This is a genomic window from Oceanobacillus picturae (assembly GCF_000612865.1).
In the GTDB taxonomy this organism is placed as follows: domain Bacteria; phylum Bacillota; class Bacilli; order Bacillales; family Amphibacillaceae; genus Oceanobacillus_B; species Oceanobacillus_B jordanicus.
This window is the reverse complement of the sequence record NZ_CCAX010000001.1, coordinates 1,284,683-1,302,109: the sequence shown is the minus strand read 5'-3', so window position 1 is coordinate 1,302,109 and position 17,427 is coordinate 1,284,683. Positions and strand designations below refer to the sequence as shown.

26 protein-coding genes are annotated in these 17,427 nt (G+C 39.1%); 24 read left to right on the top strand and 2 right to left on the bottom strand.

What is annotated here, in order from left to right; genetic code table 11:
* The first annotated feature begins 30 nt into the window (after positions 1 to 30).
* The 21 genes from BN988_RS06575 (at position 31) to BN988_RS06485 (ending at position 12,752) form a co-directional block, all read left to right on the top strand.
* Positions 31 to 609, top strand: coding sequence for a GNAT family N-acetyltransferase (locus BN988_RS06575; protein ID WP_036574367.1), 579 nt, complete (start codon positions 31 to 33; stop codon positions 607 to 609).
* Positions 610 to 870: 261 nt separating this feature from the next.
* Positions 871 to 1,848 (top strand): ABC transporter ATP-binding protein, encoded by a 978-nt coding sequence (locus tag BN988_RS06570; RefSeq protein ID WP_036574364.1) that lies wholly within the window; start codon positions 871 to 873, stop codon positions 1,846 to 1,848.
* Positions 1,835 to 2,428 (top strand): hypothetical protein, encoded by a 594-nt coding sequence (locus tag BN988_RS06565; RefSeq protein WP_315970408.1) that lies wholly within the window; start codon positions 1,835 to 1,837, stop codon positions 2,426 to 2,428. Before BN988_RS06570 ends, BN988_RS06565 begins: the two co-directional genes overlap by 14 nt.
* 13 nt (positions 2,429 to 2,441) lie before the next feature.
* The gene (locus BN988_RS19365) at positions 2,442 to 2,603 is read left to right on the top strand and encodes a hypothetical protein (protein WP_315970407.1); all 162 of its coding nucleotides are present in this window, start codon (positions 2,442 to 2,444) and stop codon (positions 2,601 to 2,603) included.
* Positions 2,604 to 2,740: 137 nt separating this feature from the next.
* Positions 2,741 to 3,157 carry a spore coat protein gene (locus BN988_RS06560; RefSeq protein WP_036574361.1) on the top strand — a complete coding sequence of 139 codons (417 nt, stop codon included), beginning with the start codon at positions 2,741 to 2,743 and terminating at the stop codon, positions 3,155 to 3,157.
* 95 nt (positions 3,158 to 3,252) lie between these two features.
* Complete coding sequence (locus tag BN988_RS06555; RefSeq protein ID WP_036574358.1) at positions 3,253 to 3,807, top strand: SLOG family protein; 555 nt, start codon at positions 3,253 to 3,255, stop codon at positions 3,805 to 3,807.
* Between the two features lie 356 nt (positions 3,808 to 4,163).
* On the top strand, positions 4,164 to 4,532 hold the full coding sequence (locus BN988_RS06550; RefSeq protein ID WP_390620561.1) for a DnaJ family domain-containing protein: 369 nt from the start codon (positions 4,164 to 4,166) through the stop codon (positions 4,530 to 4,532).
* 149 nt (positions 4,533 to 4,681) lie between these two features.
* Positions 4,682 to 5,176 carry a GNAT family N-acetyltransferase gene (locus BN988_RS06545; protein WP_036574354.1) on the top strand — a complete coding sequence of 165 codons (495 nt, stop codon included), beginning with the start codon at positions 4,682 to 4,684 and terminating at the stop codon, positions 5,174 to 5,176.
* 142 nt (positions 5,177 to 5,318) lie between these two features.
* The gene (locus BN988_RS18305) at positions 5,319 to 5,681 is read left to right on the top strand and encodes a hypothetical protein (RefSeq protein ID WP_051557718.1); all 363 of its coding nucleotides are present in this window, start codon (positions 5,319 to 5,321) and stop codon (positions 5,679 to 5,681) included.
* A gap of 92 nt (positions 5,682 to 5,773) precedes the next feature.
* Complete coding sequence (locus BN988_RS18615; protein WP_081779372.1) at positions 5,774 to 5,932, top strand: YrvL family regulatory protein; 159 nt, start codon at positions 5,774 to 5,776, stop codon at positions 5,930 to 5,932.
* Positions 5,932 to 6,291 carry a cupin domain-containing protein gene (locus tag BN988_RS06535; protein ID WP_036574351.1) on the top strand — a complete coding sequence of 120 codons (360 nt, stop codon included), beginning with the start codon at positions 5,932 to 5,934 and terminating at the stop codon, positions 6,289 to 6,291. The genes BN988_RS18615 and BN988_RS06535 overlap by 1 nt, the downstream gene beginning before the upstream one ends.
* 20 nt (positions 6,292 to 6,311) lie before the next feature.
* Positions 6,312 to 6,824: a GNAT family N-acetyltransferase gene (locus BN988_RS06530; protein WP_231495194.1), complete on the top strand. Its 513-nt coding sequence runs from the start codon at positions 6,312 to 6,314 to the stop codon at positions 6,822 to 6,824.
* Between the two features lie 8 nt (positions 6,825 to 6,832).
* Positions 6,833 to 7,237, top strand: a complete 405-nt coding sequence (locus BN988_RS06525; RefSeq protein WP_036574346.1) for a VOC family protein — start codon at positions 6,833 to 6,835, stop codon at positions 7,235 to 7,237.
* Positions 7,238 to 7,253: 16 nt separating this feature from the next.
* On the top strand, positions 7,254 to 7,439 hold the full coding sequence (locus BN988_RS06520) for a hypothetical protein (protein ID WP_036574344.1): 186 nt from the start codon (positions 7,254 to 7,256) through the stop codon (positions 7,437 to 7,439).
* Positions 7,440 to 7,442: 3 nt separating this feature from the next.
* Positions 7,443 to 8,150 (top strand): aspartate/glutamate racemase family protein, encoded by a 708-nt coding sequence (locus BN988_RS06515; RefSeq protein WP_036574341.1) that lies wholly within the window; start codon positions 7,443 to 7,445, stop codon positions 8,148 to 8,150.
* A complete protein-coding gene (locus tag BN988_RS06510; RefSeq protein ID WP_036574338.1) occupies positions 8,143 to 8,571 on the top strand; it encodes a VOC family protein in 429 nt (142 codons plus the stop codon). The genes BN988_RS06515 and BN988_RS06510 overlap by 8 nt, the downstream gene beginning before the upstream one ends.
* Before the next feature lie 4 nt (positions 8,572 to 8,575).
* Positions 8,576 to 8,980: an NUDIX hydrolase gene (locus tag BN988_RS06505; protein WP_036576444.1), complete on the top strand. Its 405-nt coding sequence runs from the start codon at positions 8,576 to 8,578 to the stop codon at positions 8,978 to 8,980.
* A gap of 193 nt (positions 8,981 to 9,173) precedes the next feature.
* A complete protein-coding gene (locus tag BN988_RS06500; RefSeq protein ID WP_036574336.1) occupies positions 9,174 to 9,584 on the top strand; it encodes a DUF4181 domain-containing protein in 411 nt (136 codons plus the stop codon).
* A 22-nt stretch (positions 9,585 to 9,606) separates the two neighbouring features.
* The gene (locus BN988_RS06495; RefSeq protein ID WP_036574334.1) at positions 9,607 to 10,161 is read left to right on the top strand and encodes a GNAT family N-acetyltransferase; all 555 of its coding nucleotides are present in this window, start codon (positions 9,607 to 9,609) and stop codon (positions 10,159 to 10,161) included.
* Positions 10,158 to 11,090 (top strand): phosphotransferase, encoded by a 933-nt coding sequence (locus tag BN988_RS06490; protein WP_036574332.1) that lies wholly within the window; start codon positions 10,158 to 10,160, stop codon positions 11,088 to 11,090. The genes BN988_RS06495 and BN988_RS06490 overlap by 4 nt, the downstream gene beginning before the upstream one ends.
* A 285-nt stretch (positions 11,091 to 11,375) precedes the next feature.
* Positions 11,376 to 12,752: an alkaline phosphatase gene (locus tag BN988_RS06485; RefSeq protein ID WP_036574330.1), complete on the top strand. Its 1,377-nt coding sequence runs from the start codon at positions 11,376 to 11,378 to the stop codon at positions 12,750 to 12,752.
* A gap of 68 nt (positions 12,753 to 12,820) precedes the next feature.
* On the opposite strand, the gene BN988_RS06480 is transcribed toward BN988_RS06485, so the two are convergent.
* Positions 12,821 to 13,273: an ASCH domain-containing protein gene (locus tag BN988_RS06480; protein ID WP_036574328.1), complete on the bottom strand. Its 453-nt coding sequence runs from the start codon at positions 13,271 to 13,273 to the stop codon at positions 12,821 to 12,823.
* A 299-nt stretch (positions 13,274 to 13,572) separates the two neighbouring features.
* On the opposite strand from BN988_RS06480, the gene BN988_RS06475 reads away from it, so the two are divergent.
* From BN988_RS06475 to BN988_RS06465, 3 genes are read left to right on the top strand one after another with little or no spacing between them, the layout of a single operon-like run.
* Positions 13,573 to 14,322, top strand: a complete 750-nt coding sequence (locus tag BN988_RS06475; protein ID WP_036574326.1) for a phosphorylase family protein — start codon at positions 13,573 to 13,575, stop codon at positions 14,320 to 14,322.
* 9 nt (positions 14,323 to 14,331) lie between these two features.
* Positions 14,332 to 14,952 carry a hypothetical protein gene (locus BN988_RS06470; RefSeq protein ID WP_036574324.1) on the top strand — a complete coding sequence of 207 codons (621 nt, stop codon included), beginning with the start codon at positions 14,332 to 14,334 and terminating at the stop codon, positions 14,950 to 14,952.
* A gap of 13 nt (positions 14,953 to 14,965) precedes the next feature.
* A complete protein-coding gene (locus BN988_RS06465) occupies positions 14,966 to 15,265 on the top strand; it encodes a hypothetical protein (protein ID WP_036574322.1) in 300 nt (99 codons plus the stop codon).
* Positions 15,266 to 15,313: 48 nt separating this feature from the next.
* Here BN988_RS06465 and BN988_RS06460 read toward each other — a convergent pair whose 3' ends face one another.
* Complete coding sequence (locus tag BN988_RS06460) at positions 15,314 to 16,813, bottom strand: DHA2 family efflux MFS transporter permease subunit (protein WP_081779415.1); 1,500 nt, start codon at positions 16,811 to 16,813, stop codon at positions 15,314 to 15,316.
* Between the last annotated feature and the right edge of the window lie 614 nt (positions 16,814 to 17,427).

Sequence of the window (17,427 nt, the reverse complement as noted above, 5' to 3'; positions counted from 1 at the left end):
TCTATTAATTAAAAGGATAGGGGTTAATTCGTGGAAATTAGACATTATAAACCAAGCGATGAAAAAGACTGGGTTCGCTGTCGTGCTCTCTCCTTTCTTGAGACTGCGTATTTTGATAATGTTCTGAGAGAAAAAGAGCATTATGAGAATCCGTCTATCGAGTTAGTTGCAGTCAGCGAAGGGAAGATTGTCGGAATCCTTGATGCAGAATGTGATACAACAGAGAACCGGGTTTGTACCGGGAAGAAAGAAAAAGGGGCAATGATCTGGCATATTGCCGTACATCCGGACTTTCAGCGAAAAACGATTGGCGAAAAGCTATTAAAGGAACTAGAAAAAATAGCAGCTCAAAAACAAGTAATGTATTTGGAGGCATGGACAAGAGATGACCAATGGGTGAGGGCGTGGTATGAAAAAAATCATTTCAAGTTAGTCTCCTCCTATCTCCATATATTCATGGAAGGAAACGAACTGCCAAAGATAGAAGGTAATAAGAGTGAGATGCAGTTAGTGCAGGGGTGGGCCCATTATACTGGGGAAAATAAAGAAGCAGTAAAAGAAAAATTCAAGCGTGTTCATGAGTGTGTCTGTTATACAAAAGTGTTGTGATTATTGGTAGTTTGGTAACACATTGTACTCCTTAAAGATTAAACTCTTCATAAAACCGAGGGAACTTTTAACCTCGGTTTTCGTATGTAAACGTATAAAAAATTCTCCTATTACATTATTCCAGAAATCATACATAATTTGAGTCCTAGGAAACCTCCGCCTCCAGGCTGAATTTTTTTCGTACTAGAGATTGTCGTATCTTATTCTGTTTTTATTTACCATGGAAATATACCAAATTGAAATGAAGAAAGGGATGAGTGAATGGACGACATAGTTCAAGTAAGCAATGTAAAAAAGACGTATAAAAAGCGAAAGACAAAAGAGCTTGTACAGGCTGTGAATGACATTTCGTTTTCGGTGAGGAAAGGGGAGATTCTAGGATTACTTGGCCCAAATGGTGCTGGGAAAACATCGACGATTAAAATGATTTGTGGGCTACTAAAGCCTGATGAGGGGACAATCCTTATTAATGGGATAAACAACCAGGAGAAGCGTTTGAAAGCACTACAGCATATAAGTTCTGTGCTGGAAGGAAACCGTAATTTGTATTGGCGTTTGACTGTTAGAGAGAACTTGGATTACTTTGCAGGTAACAGAGGTGTCTCTAGAAAGGAAGCGGCAGCACAAATTGAAGATTTATTAGCTAAATTCAATTTAAAAAACAAAGAACATGAACTTGTTAATCGTCTATCTAGGGGCATGCAACAAAAACTGGCTATAGCTGTAGCGATGCTCGCAGATAGTGATGTCATTCTTCTCGATGAACCAACACTGGGTCTTGATGTCGAGACAGGATATGAAGTAAGAGAGCTGTTACGTGGCATTGTAAAAGACTATAACCGAACAATTATCATCAGTTCACATGACATGGATGTAATCCAAGATCTTTGTGAGCGGACTGTCATTATCAACAACGGCACCATTGTTACCGATGATCGAGTCGAGAACCTCTTACGCTTATTCGAAGTTAGATCGTACAAGGTTACTCTAGGTGCACGCTTAACCGACCAACAACATACGAAATTACTCCAATTCTTTCCAACCCTTACATACATCCCAGACACCCACCAATCGACTTTGGAAATTGACTTGCAGCGAAATGAAGAAATATATGACTTATTTGAAGTGTTAAAGGCAGAAAGCACCCCAGTAGAATCCATTGACCGCAAGACCATCAACTTTGAACAAATCTTTATGAAAATCGTAAAAGGGGAGGCGACAGATCATGCGCTGGCTTAATCTATTCAAAGCAAATCTAAGAAAAGAATATTTGGAGTTGAGAAGATACCTGCCAAACACGTTGGCCATGATTATTACCTTTTATGTTATTTTCCTTGGAATGTTTGCCGGGATACAGCTTATCGGTGACCCGAGCTCTCAGGATGTGAATACGCAGTATGTAATCGTCAACTACATTTTCTGGTTTTTAGCTATGATGGTTGTTAACAACATTGGCTGGGAAATCACGAATGAAGCCATGCGTGGGACACTAGAGCAACTGTGTATGTCACCAATGGGAATGTGGAGAATTATGGTCACAAGACTGTTTTCCTCTACCATTGTAAATATTTTTATGATTGTTGCATTGCTGTATTTATCCATGCTGACAACCGGGCAATCACTGAACATTGATCTTGTTGCGCTCATACCTATCCTTGCTCTGTCATTGGTCAGTATGTTTGGGCTTGGTTTTATTATCGCCGGGATGTATTTTAAAACAGGTCCAGGCGTTTCTACAGATTCTCCAGTTTATATTAGCGGGTCTTACCTTTGTACCCCTGTCTACAGCACCTTTTCTAGCGTATTTTCCATTTGTTAAAGGGGTGGATATGGTGCGGGAGGTTATGATAAACGGCGCCACAATAACACAGTTAGGTGCAGGCGATTTTATTATTTTAACGGTTAACGGAGTCGTCTATTTTATAGTTGGTCTCCTGGTTTTCCTTTATTGCGAGAATATAGCGATGAAAAAAGGCTTGCTGGCACATTATTAAACGATTAGCATAAACAATATCGCTTTTTAGAATGCCGTTTGGGTAAATTATTTTCCTTACTAGGTCGATGTCTTATACAATATCAGGCCAACTGTCATAGGTTATTAATGAACCTATCACAGGAAAGGGGATTTTAAATGAGACATCATGGGCATCAATGTGGATGTGGCTGCCAGAGACCAAAGCAAGTAGTTCATCCAACGAAATATAACTGTGTTAACCAATATTCAGAAAGTGTTGTGGAGCATATTCATCCATCACACACAACGGTTATGAACCATCATTTAGTTAAAAACAAGCATATATTTCCACATTCCACATCTGTACAAAACACGTCAAACAGTGTAAATCAGTACGGTGGATCTTTCAACGTTCCATCACCAAACCAAGTAGCAGGAGCAATGAGCCCTGGAATGGGGCCGAATAATCAAGTAGCAGGAGCAATGTATCCAGGCATGGGACCAAATGGTCAAGTAGCAGGAGCAATGAACCCAGGATATGGTAAGCATTGTGGTGGACCAAAACAGTGGCAAAAACCAAATAAATGGTGTTAACTTAGTAATAGAGGCTGACTGTAATCATGTCAGCCTTTTTCTATAAGGAAAACTCACGCCATATGATAGTTAGGTTTATTGTTTGGAGGATACATATGAAGATTTTAGCTGTTTCAGGTTATAAACCTGCCGAGATAAATATATTTAAAGAGAACGACCCTCGAATTAATATTGTAAAAGCTGCAATTCAAAAAAGGCTTATCCAATTTATTGAAGAAGGATTGGAATGGGTTATCATTTCTGGACAAATGGGGGTAGAGCTTTGGACGGCTGATATTATATTTACCTTGCAGGAGGAGTATGATATCAAGCTAGGTGTATTTCCGCCGTTTGAAAACCAAGAGAGTCGCTGGCCGGATCCCCTTAAAGAAAAGTATGAGGAGCTTAAGATGCTTGCAGACTTTTTTAAGCCTATTTACAAAGGTGATTATAAAGGAGTCTACCAGTTTAAGGCTAAAAACATGTGGCTTGTAGATAAAAGTGACGCAAGCCTAATCTTAATGGATGAGGAATTCCCTGGGAGCAACCGTTTCTTGTATAGTGCCGCGAAAGAAGCTGGAGAAGCTTACCCCGTATACACTATAACCCCTGCTGATTTGGACGATATTGTAGAAGAAATACGAATGGCAGACCCTGATTACTGGCAATGATTCTTTCATGGAGGGATATTGCATTGGCCGAGAGCGCGGTATTATCGCCTGAGAGAACGAGCACATCGGCTGAGCAAGTGGTATTATCGGCTGAGAGAACGAGCACATCGGCTGAGCTAGCATGATTATCGGCTGAGAGAACGAGCACATCGGCTGAGCAAGCGGTATTATCGGCTGAGAGAACGAGCACATCGGCCGAGCAAGCGGTATTATCGGCTGAGAGAACGAGCACATCGGCTGAGCGAGCGGGATTATCGCCTGAGAAATTCAGCACATCATCTACTTAGATTAAGCAGGGATCTTCACCTTTATAGCGAATATAATGGTGAAGCTTTTATTAGAGGGGGCTGGTGAATTTGGATAAAAAGAAAGAGCCGTTTGAAATAGAAGAAAGACTGGAGTATAAGGATCATTTATCAGAGATAATTAAAAAGGCTGAACGGGAAGGGCATTTTGAAGATCTCCCAGGAAAAGGAAAACCATTGCAACTCGGGCAAGACTATCTTAATCCCGAGGAAAAGCAACTTTATAAAACAATGAAAGATAATAATGTATTACCAAGATGGGTGGAGCTTGCAAATAAGATAGATCAACTAAAAGAGGAGCTATCCCAAATAGAAGGAAAAGAGCGGGCCAAAAAAATTAAGCAGATAAATAAGCTAGTGAAAGAATACAATTTTGCTTGCCCGCCGTCTTTGCAACGAAATCGCATAACAGATAAATAAATGAGAACAGAGGCAAAATCAATTTAACGATTTTGTCTTTTTTCATATTCAACTACCATTACGTCTTCTCGAAAAATAATAATTAAGGTACTTCCCTAAAAAGATTAATGTTATAATGTTTGAAAATATTGGAATATGGGTGGGGTTGGATGGAAACGGTCATACGATTAATGGAGGAAAAGGATATTCCATTAGTACAAAATGTAGCGAGTACGAGCTGGAAAGCAACATACAAAGAGATCATACCAGAAAGGGTTCAGCGAAATTTTATTAATATGGCATATAGTGATGAGATGATGCAAAGAAGGATGAAAGCCTCGTTTTTGTATGTTGCGGAAACAAGCAATGAGATTGTGGGATTTGCTAACTTTTCTCGAGTCAAAGAGAAGGGCGAAGTGGAACTAAGTGCAATCTATCTCCTCCCAAAAGCTCAGGGAAAAGGCATAGGCAGCGCATTGCTTGCAAAAGGGATCCATGAGCTAAAGGATGCAACTGAATTATTTATAAATGTAGAAGAAAACAATGAGCTCGGAAAAAGCTTTTATATCGCAAAAGGTTTTCAGGTCCACAGCACATTTGACGAGGAACTAGACGGCCATACGTTGAAGACCGTGCGAATGATCAAAGAGATACACAGGATTTAATCGAAACCAATTATTCGTTTCAATCGTATAAATACATGTTCAAGAAATATGACAATTATATAAGTAGGAATTAAATTTTCACAATCATGCCTATTTTCGGTAAGCATAGATTAAAAATGATTTGAGAACATGGAGGGATACTTTGGCCTTAACACAGTTTATCTATATTGCTACAGGATTTGTCTCTGCTTTTATAGCAGTTTTTATAATCCTTGCCTTTTTAAACGGAAAATGGAAAGAGCGACCACATCGCTTATCTTGGGCTGCTTTTGTAACGCTATTACTTTATTGGATAACAGTTTTGACCCAGGTATACGATCTATTCCCCTTCGATGTAGGTAACTTTTTATTTGATTTATTGTGGCTCAGCTCAGCTATATTATGTCTGTTGGCTGCATGGAAGGAAAGTAAAAATAACCAGGCAGTCGCATGGTTTTTGGCGGGTATTTCGGTAATAAGTCTCCTTTTTGGTTTTATTCTTGTAGGCATATCCGGTATGGAATAGGACGGACACAAAGTGGGCTGGATAGCAGTAATGGTATTAGTTTTAGTGTCCATTACAGTGGATGTATTATGGTTTGATATTGAACGGAAAAGATGGAACTGGTTGATGTTATCGCTGGATGGCTAGCACTTTTTACAGTCGATGAGCTTATAACGGGCATTACTATCTCAGCACCGCAAGAGATGATCATTGCCATTATTTTGTCACTTACTGAATTTGCTTTTAAAGATAAGGAGGAAGGAAAAGACTAATGAAATTGTTTCGTTTTGATAAAGAGGTGGGCACACACGTCAGCCGCTATGAATCTGACTTTTGGCTATCCCGTATCCTCCGAACAGAAAATGCGAATCTACAAATTTCCTGTATGCATTTAGATGTAGATGGTGTCATTGGGTTGCATCCTGCTACGGTAGATCAGCTACTCCTCATTATGGAAGGAGAAGGAATGGTTACTGGAAGTGAACAGAAGGAAACGAAAGTGAGTAAAGGGGAGGGTGTATTCTGGGAGGCTGGCGAATGGCATGAAACAAAATCTGAAAAAGGAATGACTGCCATTACAATAGAAGGAAAAGGGATTGATCCTGGGACGTTTATGAAGGAAAGGAATTAAAAGTAATGGAGGATGAATTTGTGCGTATTAGAATCGCGAATCCCGGTGATGCAGCAGGGATTGCCAAAGTGCATGTTGATGCATGGCGAACTACTTATAATGGAATTCTCCCTCAGGAATTTTTAAACCGTCTTGATTATGGAAATCGAACGAACCTCTGGATTGAAAATTTAAAAACAGACACCATTTTTGTAGCAGTTAACACGAAAGAAGAGATAATTGGCTTTGCTACAGGTGGACATAAAAAGTCTCAAGGATATAACGACTTTCAAGGTGAATTGTATGCTATCTATATTCTAGAAGAATTTCAAGGCATGGCCATAGGGAAAAAACTACTGAATAGGATAGTGGAATACTTAAAAACGCTTCAGATAAATTCGATGTTAGTACTTGTGCTAAAAGAGAATCCTGCTGTCCAGTTTTATCATGCTATGGGTGCGCAAAAGATTGATAGTATTACCATCACGATTGCGGGTGAAAAGGTGCAGGAAGAAGTATATGGTTGGAACAATCTAGAAATTTTACATAAGTGAGGGATAAGATGGATTTTAATACATTTAGTGCTACGCAAATTCGAATTGCCCGTCCTACTGATCATTTCAAACAGGTAATTGAGTTTTATGAGCAAGGAATAGGGCTGAAGAGACTTACGGAGTTTACCGGGCATAAAGGGTACACTGGAGTGATATTGGGCTTGCCAGGGGCTGCCTACCATTTGGAATTCACGACACATACTAGTGGAAGTCCATGTCCGGCTCCCACGAAGGACAACCTACTAGTATTCTATATTCCAGAAAAAACAGAGATTAATAAGATTACAAAACGACTTAAAGATATGGGATACAGTCAAGTAGCGCCTGAAAATGGTTACTGGAAAGAGAAGGGAGTAACCATAGAAGATCCAGATGGTTGGAGAGTAGTGTTTATGAACACGAAAGGGATATAGAGAGGGGTATACATCGATGAATACATACCATTTATTTACATATATCCTAATATCAGCAACTGCTTTCATCCTAGCGCATCTTATTGGAATAGATATTACTGTATTTGTATTATGGGTGACCGAATACATTGTACCCTGGGGAATACTTATTATGCTCTTTTTAATATATAACAAATTAAACTATAAAGATAAAGGAGAATAATAAATGAAAACAATTGGCTTAATTGGTGGAATGAGCTGGGAATCCTCAGCTGAATACTACCGGATCATAAATGAAGAAATAAATAAACGACTTGGTGGGCTTCATTCTGCCAAAATCATCCTGAATAGTGTTGACTTTGAAGAAATTGAGCATTGTCAAAAGAGTGGGGAATGGGAGAGAGCAGGCGAGATTTTAGCTGATTGTGCGTTTTCTCTTGAACGGGCCGGCGCTGATTTTATTTTAATATGCACGAATACTATGCATAAAGTGGTGAAACAAATTGAATCTCGTGTTAAGATCCCGGTCCTTCACATTGCGGATGCTACTGCCTTAGCTATTCAAAATGCCAAGATCAAAAAGGTAGGCTTATTAGGTACCTCTTATACGATGGAACAGGATTTTTATAAACAAAGAGTTGAAGACAATGGGATAGAGGTAATCATTCCTGAAAAGGCAGCACGTGAAGAGGTCAATACGATTATTTTCAATGAATTATGTCATGGAAAGATAGAGTCTAGCTCAAGAGAATATTATAAATCGGTTATTGCGGATATGGTAGAGCAAGGAGCGGAAGGGATTGTATTAGGCTGCACAGAAATTGGACTTTTGATAAAAACAGAAGACGCTCCCGTCCCTGTGTTTGATACAACATACATTCATGCAATAAAAGCTGTGGAAAAGGCTTTAGAGGTAGGTGTAGGACGTGGATAACACTATTTGGCGAGTAGGGACAACATACATACCTGTTCATTATGTAGAAGGGTCTGCTAAGTGGTATAAAAGCAATCTTGGTGCAGATATCATGTATCAGGATGAGAAAAAAGCAATTATTAATTTTGCGAACCAGAGCTTTTTCCTTGTAAAGGCTTCAGAAAAGGCAACGGCCAATTTTGAGGATAGTGATGGAAACGTTCATTTCTCTTTGACATTTGAAGTGGATGGACTGGCTGCACTAGAAAACTTGCATCAGCAGTTTAATGAAAGTGGCATAAAAATTGGTCCTATTGAGGATCGGGGACATGCGGGTAGAAACTTCATCTTCTATGATCCAAACGGAAACAAGTTTGATATTTGGAGCGAACTAAGTCCTGATTTTAAAGAGAAATATGGTATCAACAATGAGTATTTATAAACCGATGGAGTTGCGGGAGGGTGCTGCTGGAGTCTGTCTTAACGAAAATAACGAATTGCTTATGGTCTTGCAAGGCAAGGAAGATGAAAAGAAAACCTGGTCTGTTCCTACAGGTGGTAAAGAGGATGGCGAGACTTTTGCTTCTTGCTGTTTAAGAGAGGTTTGGGAAGAAACAGGTTATCGGGCTGAAACAATTGAAGAATTGATGGTAAAACAGGCGGAAATAGAGGAAATTCCAATTCAGGTGGAAGTACATTACTATGCTGTGAAAATTATTGGTGGAGCTCCGACTATATGTGATCCGGATCATCTTATCCATGAGATTGCATGGAAATCGAGAGAAGAGTTAAAGGCTTTGAAACTTTCCTATCCAGAGGATCGAGAATTCTTACTAAGGGTGATGAGTTGAAAAGCTAAAAAATATCGTGGCTACTAGGGAAGGTAATAAACATAGGGAGAGGATGGGGGATGTGGGAGTTGGATCATGGATAGCAATCGCGGTAGGAATTGCTGCAGCTTTAGGTTTGTTTGGACATAAAAAGAAAAAGTAGATTGGCCATCGAGTATCGTTGCCTAATATCCTTCTCCAAGGGGGGCTAGAAATGTATAGTGATTTTAATTTCGGAGAGTTCTTGGTGAAAATACTTCTGTTGACTGCAATTGTAATAGTGCTACAAGTGTTGTTAAGGAATTATCTAAATAAGTTATTTCATATAAAAAAGAAATTTTTCTCCTATGACCATGTGAATAAAACACATCAAAAACTTGATTGGCTTATCAGGATGGCTTCGGTTTTGATTATTGTCTACTTCATTTACCAAGATGATTTGAAAGAAACCATTTATGCAATATTGGGCTTAGCGGTAATACAAGAATCGGTAAAAGCTTTTATGGAATGGAAATATATAAAAAGTAGAAAGTTTCACTATATAACCCTTATTGAACTTGGAAGTTTTATCCTACTCGCAATCCTATTATTACTAACAAATGGGTTTGGATTATTTAATATCTAATATAAAAGAATACAGGTGAGTTATGGTGTATAAAGCAGATAAGCTTTTGGTGCGAACTATTGAGAGAAAAGATGAGCTGAAGCTTGTAAAATGGTTATCTAACCCAGAAGTGCTGGCGTTTTATGAAGGTAGGGATAAGCTATATGGTCTTCGTATGGTGAGAGAGGATTTTTACCAGAATGAACCTGAAGTAAGCAAGTGTATTGTCATATATGAGGGAGTAGCCATTGGTTACATTCAATTTTATGAAATCACGGAAAGAACGAGCAACCTTTCAGGATATGGCGAAAATGAAGTTACATACGGCATGGATCAGTTTATAGGGGAACCTAATTACTGGGGAAAGGGAATTGGAACCATGCTTGTTCAGTCGATGCTTGATTATTTACAACAGGAAAAACAGGTAAATGTTGTCGTCTTGGATCCCCATGTCACAAACTATCGAGCGATCCGCTGCTATGAAAAATGTGGGTTTAAAAAGATAAAACAGCTGTCCGCTCATGAGTATCATGAAGGGGAGTACCGAGATTGCTGGTTGATGGAATATCGAACAAGGAGTAGGAGAGGGAATTCATGAATGGTAAGGATATTTTAAAGCAGTTTGGTTTTAGTACAAGTGAGGAACCAAGGAGCATCTATGCTTTTTCACCGGTGTATCGAGTATCCCCTGAAGGGCAAGCAGACATCATTATTAAGAAAACACAGCGCCCTTTAGAAAAAGCGGGAAGGGTCATGGACTATTTACGCTTTCTTAAGAAAAATGATGTTCGTGTTGTCACGCCGATTGATATAACAATGCAAAACCCACAACAGATAGAGGATGAGGTTTATGTGGCGTATCCGTTTATTGAGGGAGATGTATATACTGGTAAGGACCGAGAAATCTATGAGGCTGGCAAACTTCTTGGAAAAATACACGCACTCTCACCGAAAGAGAATGACTACCAATTAAGTGTCTATGATGTCTATGATTTTAATTTGGATGAAGTAGATGAAAGTATGAAGCAAATTAGCGAACATGTTGGCCAACATGATGTAGACATAAAGCTTTCTTTACTCGAAAGGAAGCTTAGTCAAGCTGTTGCCCAGCAGGAGGAGCTAGAAAAAATTACTTTACCAAAAGTCCTAACCCCACATGATTATAAAGCAAATAACTTAGTATATACACCATCTCCTTACTTAATTGATCCAGATAATGCCACATGGATACCGAGAATTTTTGATTTAGCATTGGTGCTGTTTCTTTTTCACAATGAAATGGATAGTGCTCCTGATAAGCTTTTTACGCCTAATCAATGGACTCATTTTATGAAAGGGTATGCAGAGTTTGCGGAATTAACGGAAGTCGAAAAAAACTATTGGAATATCGCGCTTGAACATGTATTTCTTGATGAAGTGATGTGGTTGATGGCAGAGGTTCCGGAGGACTGGGATAGGCCGGAACAGCGATCATTGTTCGAAAGCCTGACCCAAGCCTTAAATAATTTATCTGCGTATACACTATAATGGGTTGCAACTCCAATTGATCTAAATAATAAGATTGGTATGTTGTTGTTACTGTGTTTCTCTTTATTTCTATCATAGGCAAATTCTAGCATGCTTATTATGCTACTAAATTATAAAATAGAAATGTTTAGGAGTATGGAGTGGGGGGCGAATGCAGTCCCCTAGGCACATTGCCAGGGAACCATTTCTCCTAAAAAAATTCACTGGGTATTTACCTTCTATTCATTCTCGTTTAAAATCTCTCCGTTATGCTTGTACTGAGTTAAATTTGAGAGGAGAGATAGCATGTTTAAGAAGGTTGGAGTTGTAGCATTGAGTGCTGGTCTTATTTTTTCCGGAATGGGGTCTGTTCCTACGGTAGAAGCGGGTAAGCCGGAATGGGCAGGAAAAGGAAAGCCTGATTGGGTGGAAGCACAGAACGGAAAACAAGATGTAGAAAATGTGATTTACATGATTCCTGATGGCTTTAATGCTGACTATGCAAAGAATTATCGCCTTTATAAAGGGGAAGATGCTGCATGGGATAAGCATTTAAAAGGCATGTACACCACATACTCTGCTAATTCCAGTATTACAGATTCAGCTGCAGCTAGTACAGCAATGGCTACCGGAGTAAAAACGAACAATGGAATGATTGGCCTTAACCCTGAAGGAGAAGAATTGGAAACCATTTTGGAAGCTTCTCAAGAACAAGAGATGGCAACAGGATTAGTATCCACGTCTGCCATTACGCATGCGACCCCAGCAGCATTTGCCTCACATGTAGAAAGCCGTAACAATGAAACAGAAATTGCGAGACAATTGATTGCAAATGAAGTGGATGTCATGCTTGGCGGTGGAATGAATAATTTTCTACCTGAAACGATGGGCGGTAATCAGGAAGATACGAATGTGTTGGAAGCAGCAAAGGAAAGAGGGTATAAGGTAATTGAGACCCGTCAGGAATTAATGAATCAAAATGATATTGCTTTAAAACAGGATGATAAATTACTAGGTTTATTTGCAGGTGGCGCGTTACCAGACGAATTGGCTCGTGATAAGAAAGTGCAGCCAAGTTTAGCGGAAATGACAGAAACAGCTGTTGAAATCCTGGAGCAGGATGAAGATGGATTCTTTCTTATGGTGGAAGGCAGTCAGATTGACTGGGCAGGCCATGCTAATGATGCTGGCTGGGCAATGAGCGAAGTTGAAGCATTTGAGGCAGCAGTAAAAGCTGCATTAGCATTTGCTGAGGAAGATGGAGAAACACTTGTCGTAATTGGTGGTGACCATGAGACAGGTGGAATGACCACTGGGATAGATGGTTCGCCATCTAACGCTTCTCCAGAAATTTTAAAAAAGGTGAAAGCAACTGGTACCCATATGGCCTCTGAATTGAACGAAGGGCGTACGAACAGTCAAGAGGTGCTTGAAACGTATACCGATTTGAAATGGAGTGCAAGCGAAATCCAACAAATACAAGAGGCAAAGGACCCTGCTGCTAAGATAAATGAACTTACTAGTAACAAAGCAAATATTGGGTGGACAAGTAGTAATCACACATCGGTAGATATTCCATTGTATGTATATGGACCAGGTTCAGAGGATTTCACAGGGTTTCATGACAATACAGATCTACCTAAATTCATAGCAGAATCCCTTGGTATAAGCCTGGATAATTAAGGCGGAATCTATTAGATGAGTATTCTGAAGTTAAAAAGTGCTTGGGGTTCTAATCTCCCCAAGCACTTTTACCTGTTAACATCTATTAATTCAAATCGTTCACAAACTAATAGCATGTCCTCTTTGAAATCCATTTCCATTTGTTGCAATTCATTAGTAAAGAATTTCACATGTGCATCCTTCCAGTACTGGTACGTTCTGTCGCCTTCTCCTTCTGCAATAGCAAATTCCTCTGGAACCTCATTCATTGGCATAATATCAACCTTTACTGTTTTAATAATCGCCATTGGCTCGTCATTTGAATTCAATATGACACTATAATCCTCCACAGCTGGCAAAGGCTCGTTCTCCATTTCATAGAAGATTAGTCCAGAGCAGGTTGCTGTTTTTATGCCATCTATAACTAGTTGCGCTAAATAATCTGGATCTGCTCCAAATTGCCAAGCTTCATAGGACTCTGGTTTTACTTGGTTTTTCGATTCCCAAAAATTATTCCAATATGATTGTGCAGCTGTATTCATTTTTCTTCCTCCTAAAAAGGTGCTTGTTACGTATTCTGTAAGAATTTGCATTTGTAATTAAGTATACAATACTTAATATTATAAAGTGAAACTCAATCAGTGGGGGGGCATTCTTCCCCCACTGATTGTCAGTTGAACCAATCGGGGTGTTAACGGCCGTTTACTCCCGCTTAAACATCACTGTTTCACCTCATGTTTTGAAGTAGGAGTCTTACGGACGGTGGCACCGGGATAAAAAAGGAAATTATGAATAGGATAGCGAATAATAATAAAAAGACAGTAGTTAGGAGTATATACATATGACCTTATATGGAGAAATGACAAAAGCAGACTGGATGAAAGCTTTACATATTAAAGATGAAAATATTCCCACAGCCTTTATTTTGCATGGGGAATGGGAACATGCATGGAACATTGAAATTTGGAAAGAGTTGTTGGCAGAAGAACAATGGATTCCTACATGGAATGCTATTACAGGAAACTACAATCAAACTAGAATTGGATTTGCAAATGTGTTTGGAGGGCCTCAAGCTGCCATGATAGCGCATCGTTTTGCTATGCTCGGTACAGAGATAATGATTCAAACAGGCTATTTTGGAGGGCTTTCAAAGCAAGCGTCCTATGGAGACATCTTTATTGTAACAGGTGCTTATATGGAGGATGGAGTTTCTAGGTGGTATTTATCTGAACAAGATATGGTATATGCCGATCCCATGCTGGTTAATGAAGCGATTGCCTATTGCGAAGAAATGAACTATAGCTATGTAACTGGCAATATATATACCACAAGTGCTATGTTAATGGAGACAAAAGAGCTAGTGGAGGATTGGTCAAATCGAGGGTTTATTGGGGTGGACATGGAGACTGCCACGACTTTTGCGGTTGCCAGTAAATACAATCGACGTGCTGTTGGTTTACTTAATCTTTCTGACCATTTGATACAAGGGGATACCTTGTATTCGCGTATAGCCAATTATGAGCAAATTGAAGAGAGAACCGACCAGAAAATTAGAGAAATAGCATTATATCTTAGTAGTTTAGGAAAGTAGGGGGAAGGATTGTTACGAAGAAAAATAATGATTTTATTAAGTCTTCTTAGCTTGATTGCAGCCTGCTCAAGTCAGGAAGAAAAACAGGATGCGCACATAGAAGAAGGTGAACTTACAGATTACGAACGCAGTCTAACCGATTTGGTTAGTGAAAACTCCTTTGTCTATGATGTAGAAATTTTCAATGAAGATGCAAAAGAGGTCCTTCTAAAGGTAGATTACTACCAAGAAGGTGAGCTTGTTAATTCAATTGTGAATCTCGCTACTACCGTAGATGTAGAAGAGCCAGAGGCAAGGTTCGTATTTTTGAACACATCCTCTAATGGCCAAGAAAAATGGATTACTGCGGCTATGACAGAGAATGGAATGGCGAGTTCAACTGTAGATGAGGGATTGCCGAAAATTGAAGATATGTCCGGTATGGCAGGGAGTTTGGGGGGGACGAGTTTAGAGCTGAATAAGGAAGCTGTAATTGGTTCCATAGTTAAAAGTAATGAAGAAACCATTAGTACTCCGGTCAACATCGAAACTGATGAAGATTTAAAAAAGGCAACGTCCTATGAACATGTCTTTATTTTAACCGCCACTCTAATGGACTGTCATATTGGAGACGAAGGATGTACCGAATAAGGAGTGAGCACTAATGCGAGTAATACTGGAATTGTTAAGGATTATTTTTATTTTTATACTGCTCGGAGGATTTATATGGGAAGTATTAAATTCTATTTACAGTGTTTATGAGGGAATTCAGAACTATAAGTGGATAGGTGCATTAGGTATCTATTTAGCGCTTTTTGTATTGTATCGTAACATATTTCAATTTTCGGGTTGGTACCAAGGGAAGGGGCGGAAAAAGATCCCACAGACTATGACGTTTGTTTTATTAGGTGCGTCAATACTATGTATACTATTACCATTCCCAATGGAGTGGTTAGGTAGATAAAAAAACTCCCCTGTTGGCCGTATGGCTCAAGGGAGTTTTTAATCTGTCTTAAGACTCTGTAGCAACAGCAGGTTGAGTTAATATTCCATCTGTTTCTTTTTCTGGTTCTTTTTGTTCTGGATTGGTAGTCGGAGTATGCACCCGTTTAATAAAGAATGCCAATACAAACGCTAAAATTGCAATAAATGTTGATACTAGGAAGCTGAAATTAATTCCACTTAGCATGGACTGATTTAATATATCAGCTTGAACTTCAGCAGCAGCTTGTGTAGTGGCCACAGCATTAGGGTCGACCGCTGCACTTAACTCTGTTGCTTTTGTTTCCGTGCGATTATTCATCACCGTAATTAATAAGGCTGAGCCAATCGCACCAGAAACCTGTTGCAAGGTGTTATTCATCGCAGTTCCATGTGGGTTATCCTTCATCGGCAACTGGTTTAATCCATTTGTCATAATCGGCATCATAACCATGGACATCCCGAACATGCGAACAGTATAAATTAACATGATGGTTCCGTAACTAGTATCCAGACTAAGTCTGCTGAAAGAATAGGTTGTTGCAATGGTAATGGTTAATCCAATCAGTGCTAATAAGCGCGCTCCATATTTATCAAATAATCTACCTGTAATCGGCGACATAATTCCCATTAAAATAGCACCAGGAAGCATGAGTAAACCTGAATCCATCGGAGAGATGCCTCGGATGGTTTGAATGTATATTGGCATTAGAATCATACCGGAAAACATTGCGATCGCCAATACAATAGAAATAGTAGATGATAATGCAAACATAGGGTATTTGAAAATCCGAAATTCGAGCATAGGATCATCCATGTTTAATTGGCGGATAATTAGACCGATTACGGAAATAGCGCCGATAGCTATGGTGCCATAAACCAAAGGATCGTTCCATCCATTTTCTCCCGCTGTACTGAATCCGTAAAGTAATCCACCAAAACCTAGACTTGATAGAATAATAGACAGGATATCAAGTTTGATATTCCGCTGTGGAGTAATGTTTTTTAGTTTGAAAATACTGTATAAAAGCGTAAAGATTGCAAAAGGTAGAACGATATCAAATAAAGTTCTCCAGCTATAATGCTCGATGACCCATCCGGACAAAGTTGGACCAATAGCAGGCGCTACGATCATAACTAGGCCAAACGTTCCCATTGCAGCTCCTCGTTTTTCCACTGGAAACGCTGTAAGCATCACATTCATTAATAATGGCATCATTACAGCAGAGCCAGAAGCCTGGATCATTCGGGCAGCAAGTAATACACCGAAAGATGGTGCGAGACTTGCAGTCAATGTTCCAATTGTGAAAAGTGTCATAGCTGTGATAAATAAACTTTTATTCGTAAATCGCTGAATAAAAAAGGCACTTGCTGGAATTAGTATTCCGTTAATCAGCATGTAACCAGTAGACAACCATTGAACGGCAGTCGCTTTCACTTCGAATTCTTCCATTATAGAAGGGAGTGCAACATTCAGCAATGTCTCATTTAATATGGACACAAAAGCACCAATGAACAATATAGCAATCATTCCATAAGGTGGTTTTTCATGAAGTTTGTTTATTTCCAATCATGATTCCTTCTTTCCTCTTAGATAATATTTATATAGTTTATACCGGTAGTTCAAATAAATCAATAAGAAAAAATGTTTTTTACAAAAATACTACAATGTAAGTGCTTAAAGTGGACATTATGAGTTGTACTCTGATTATAAAAAGAGGTGGTTGACCTGCTTGATTCGACATTATTCTTTTGCTTGGAGCTTTTTGTTTGGTTTAGGTTTTTTCGAAAGAAGGAATTATAAAGGATATAATACTTCATAATGGAGGCTGTATATGAAAGCTTTAATTCGCAAGCTTGTTAAGTACGGACCGATTATTTATCCGATGGTAAGAAAATATATGAATAAACGAAAAGGCAAGTCATACAAAAGGTAATAAATGAAGTGGGATAGCTGGCGAAAAGCCAGCTTCTTTTTTTTGCACGTTAGGAAAGTATAAAATTTCAGCAAGGAAGTAAAGCCAACGCAGTGAAAATTTTGAAGGTCCAAGTATAAGAAAAACTTTCACATTGGCTAAAGGACGAGCAAATGCGAGTTTTTCTAACAGGAAGGAAATTGTAGGGGGCGTATTGAATGAAGTATTA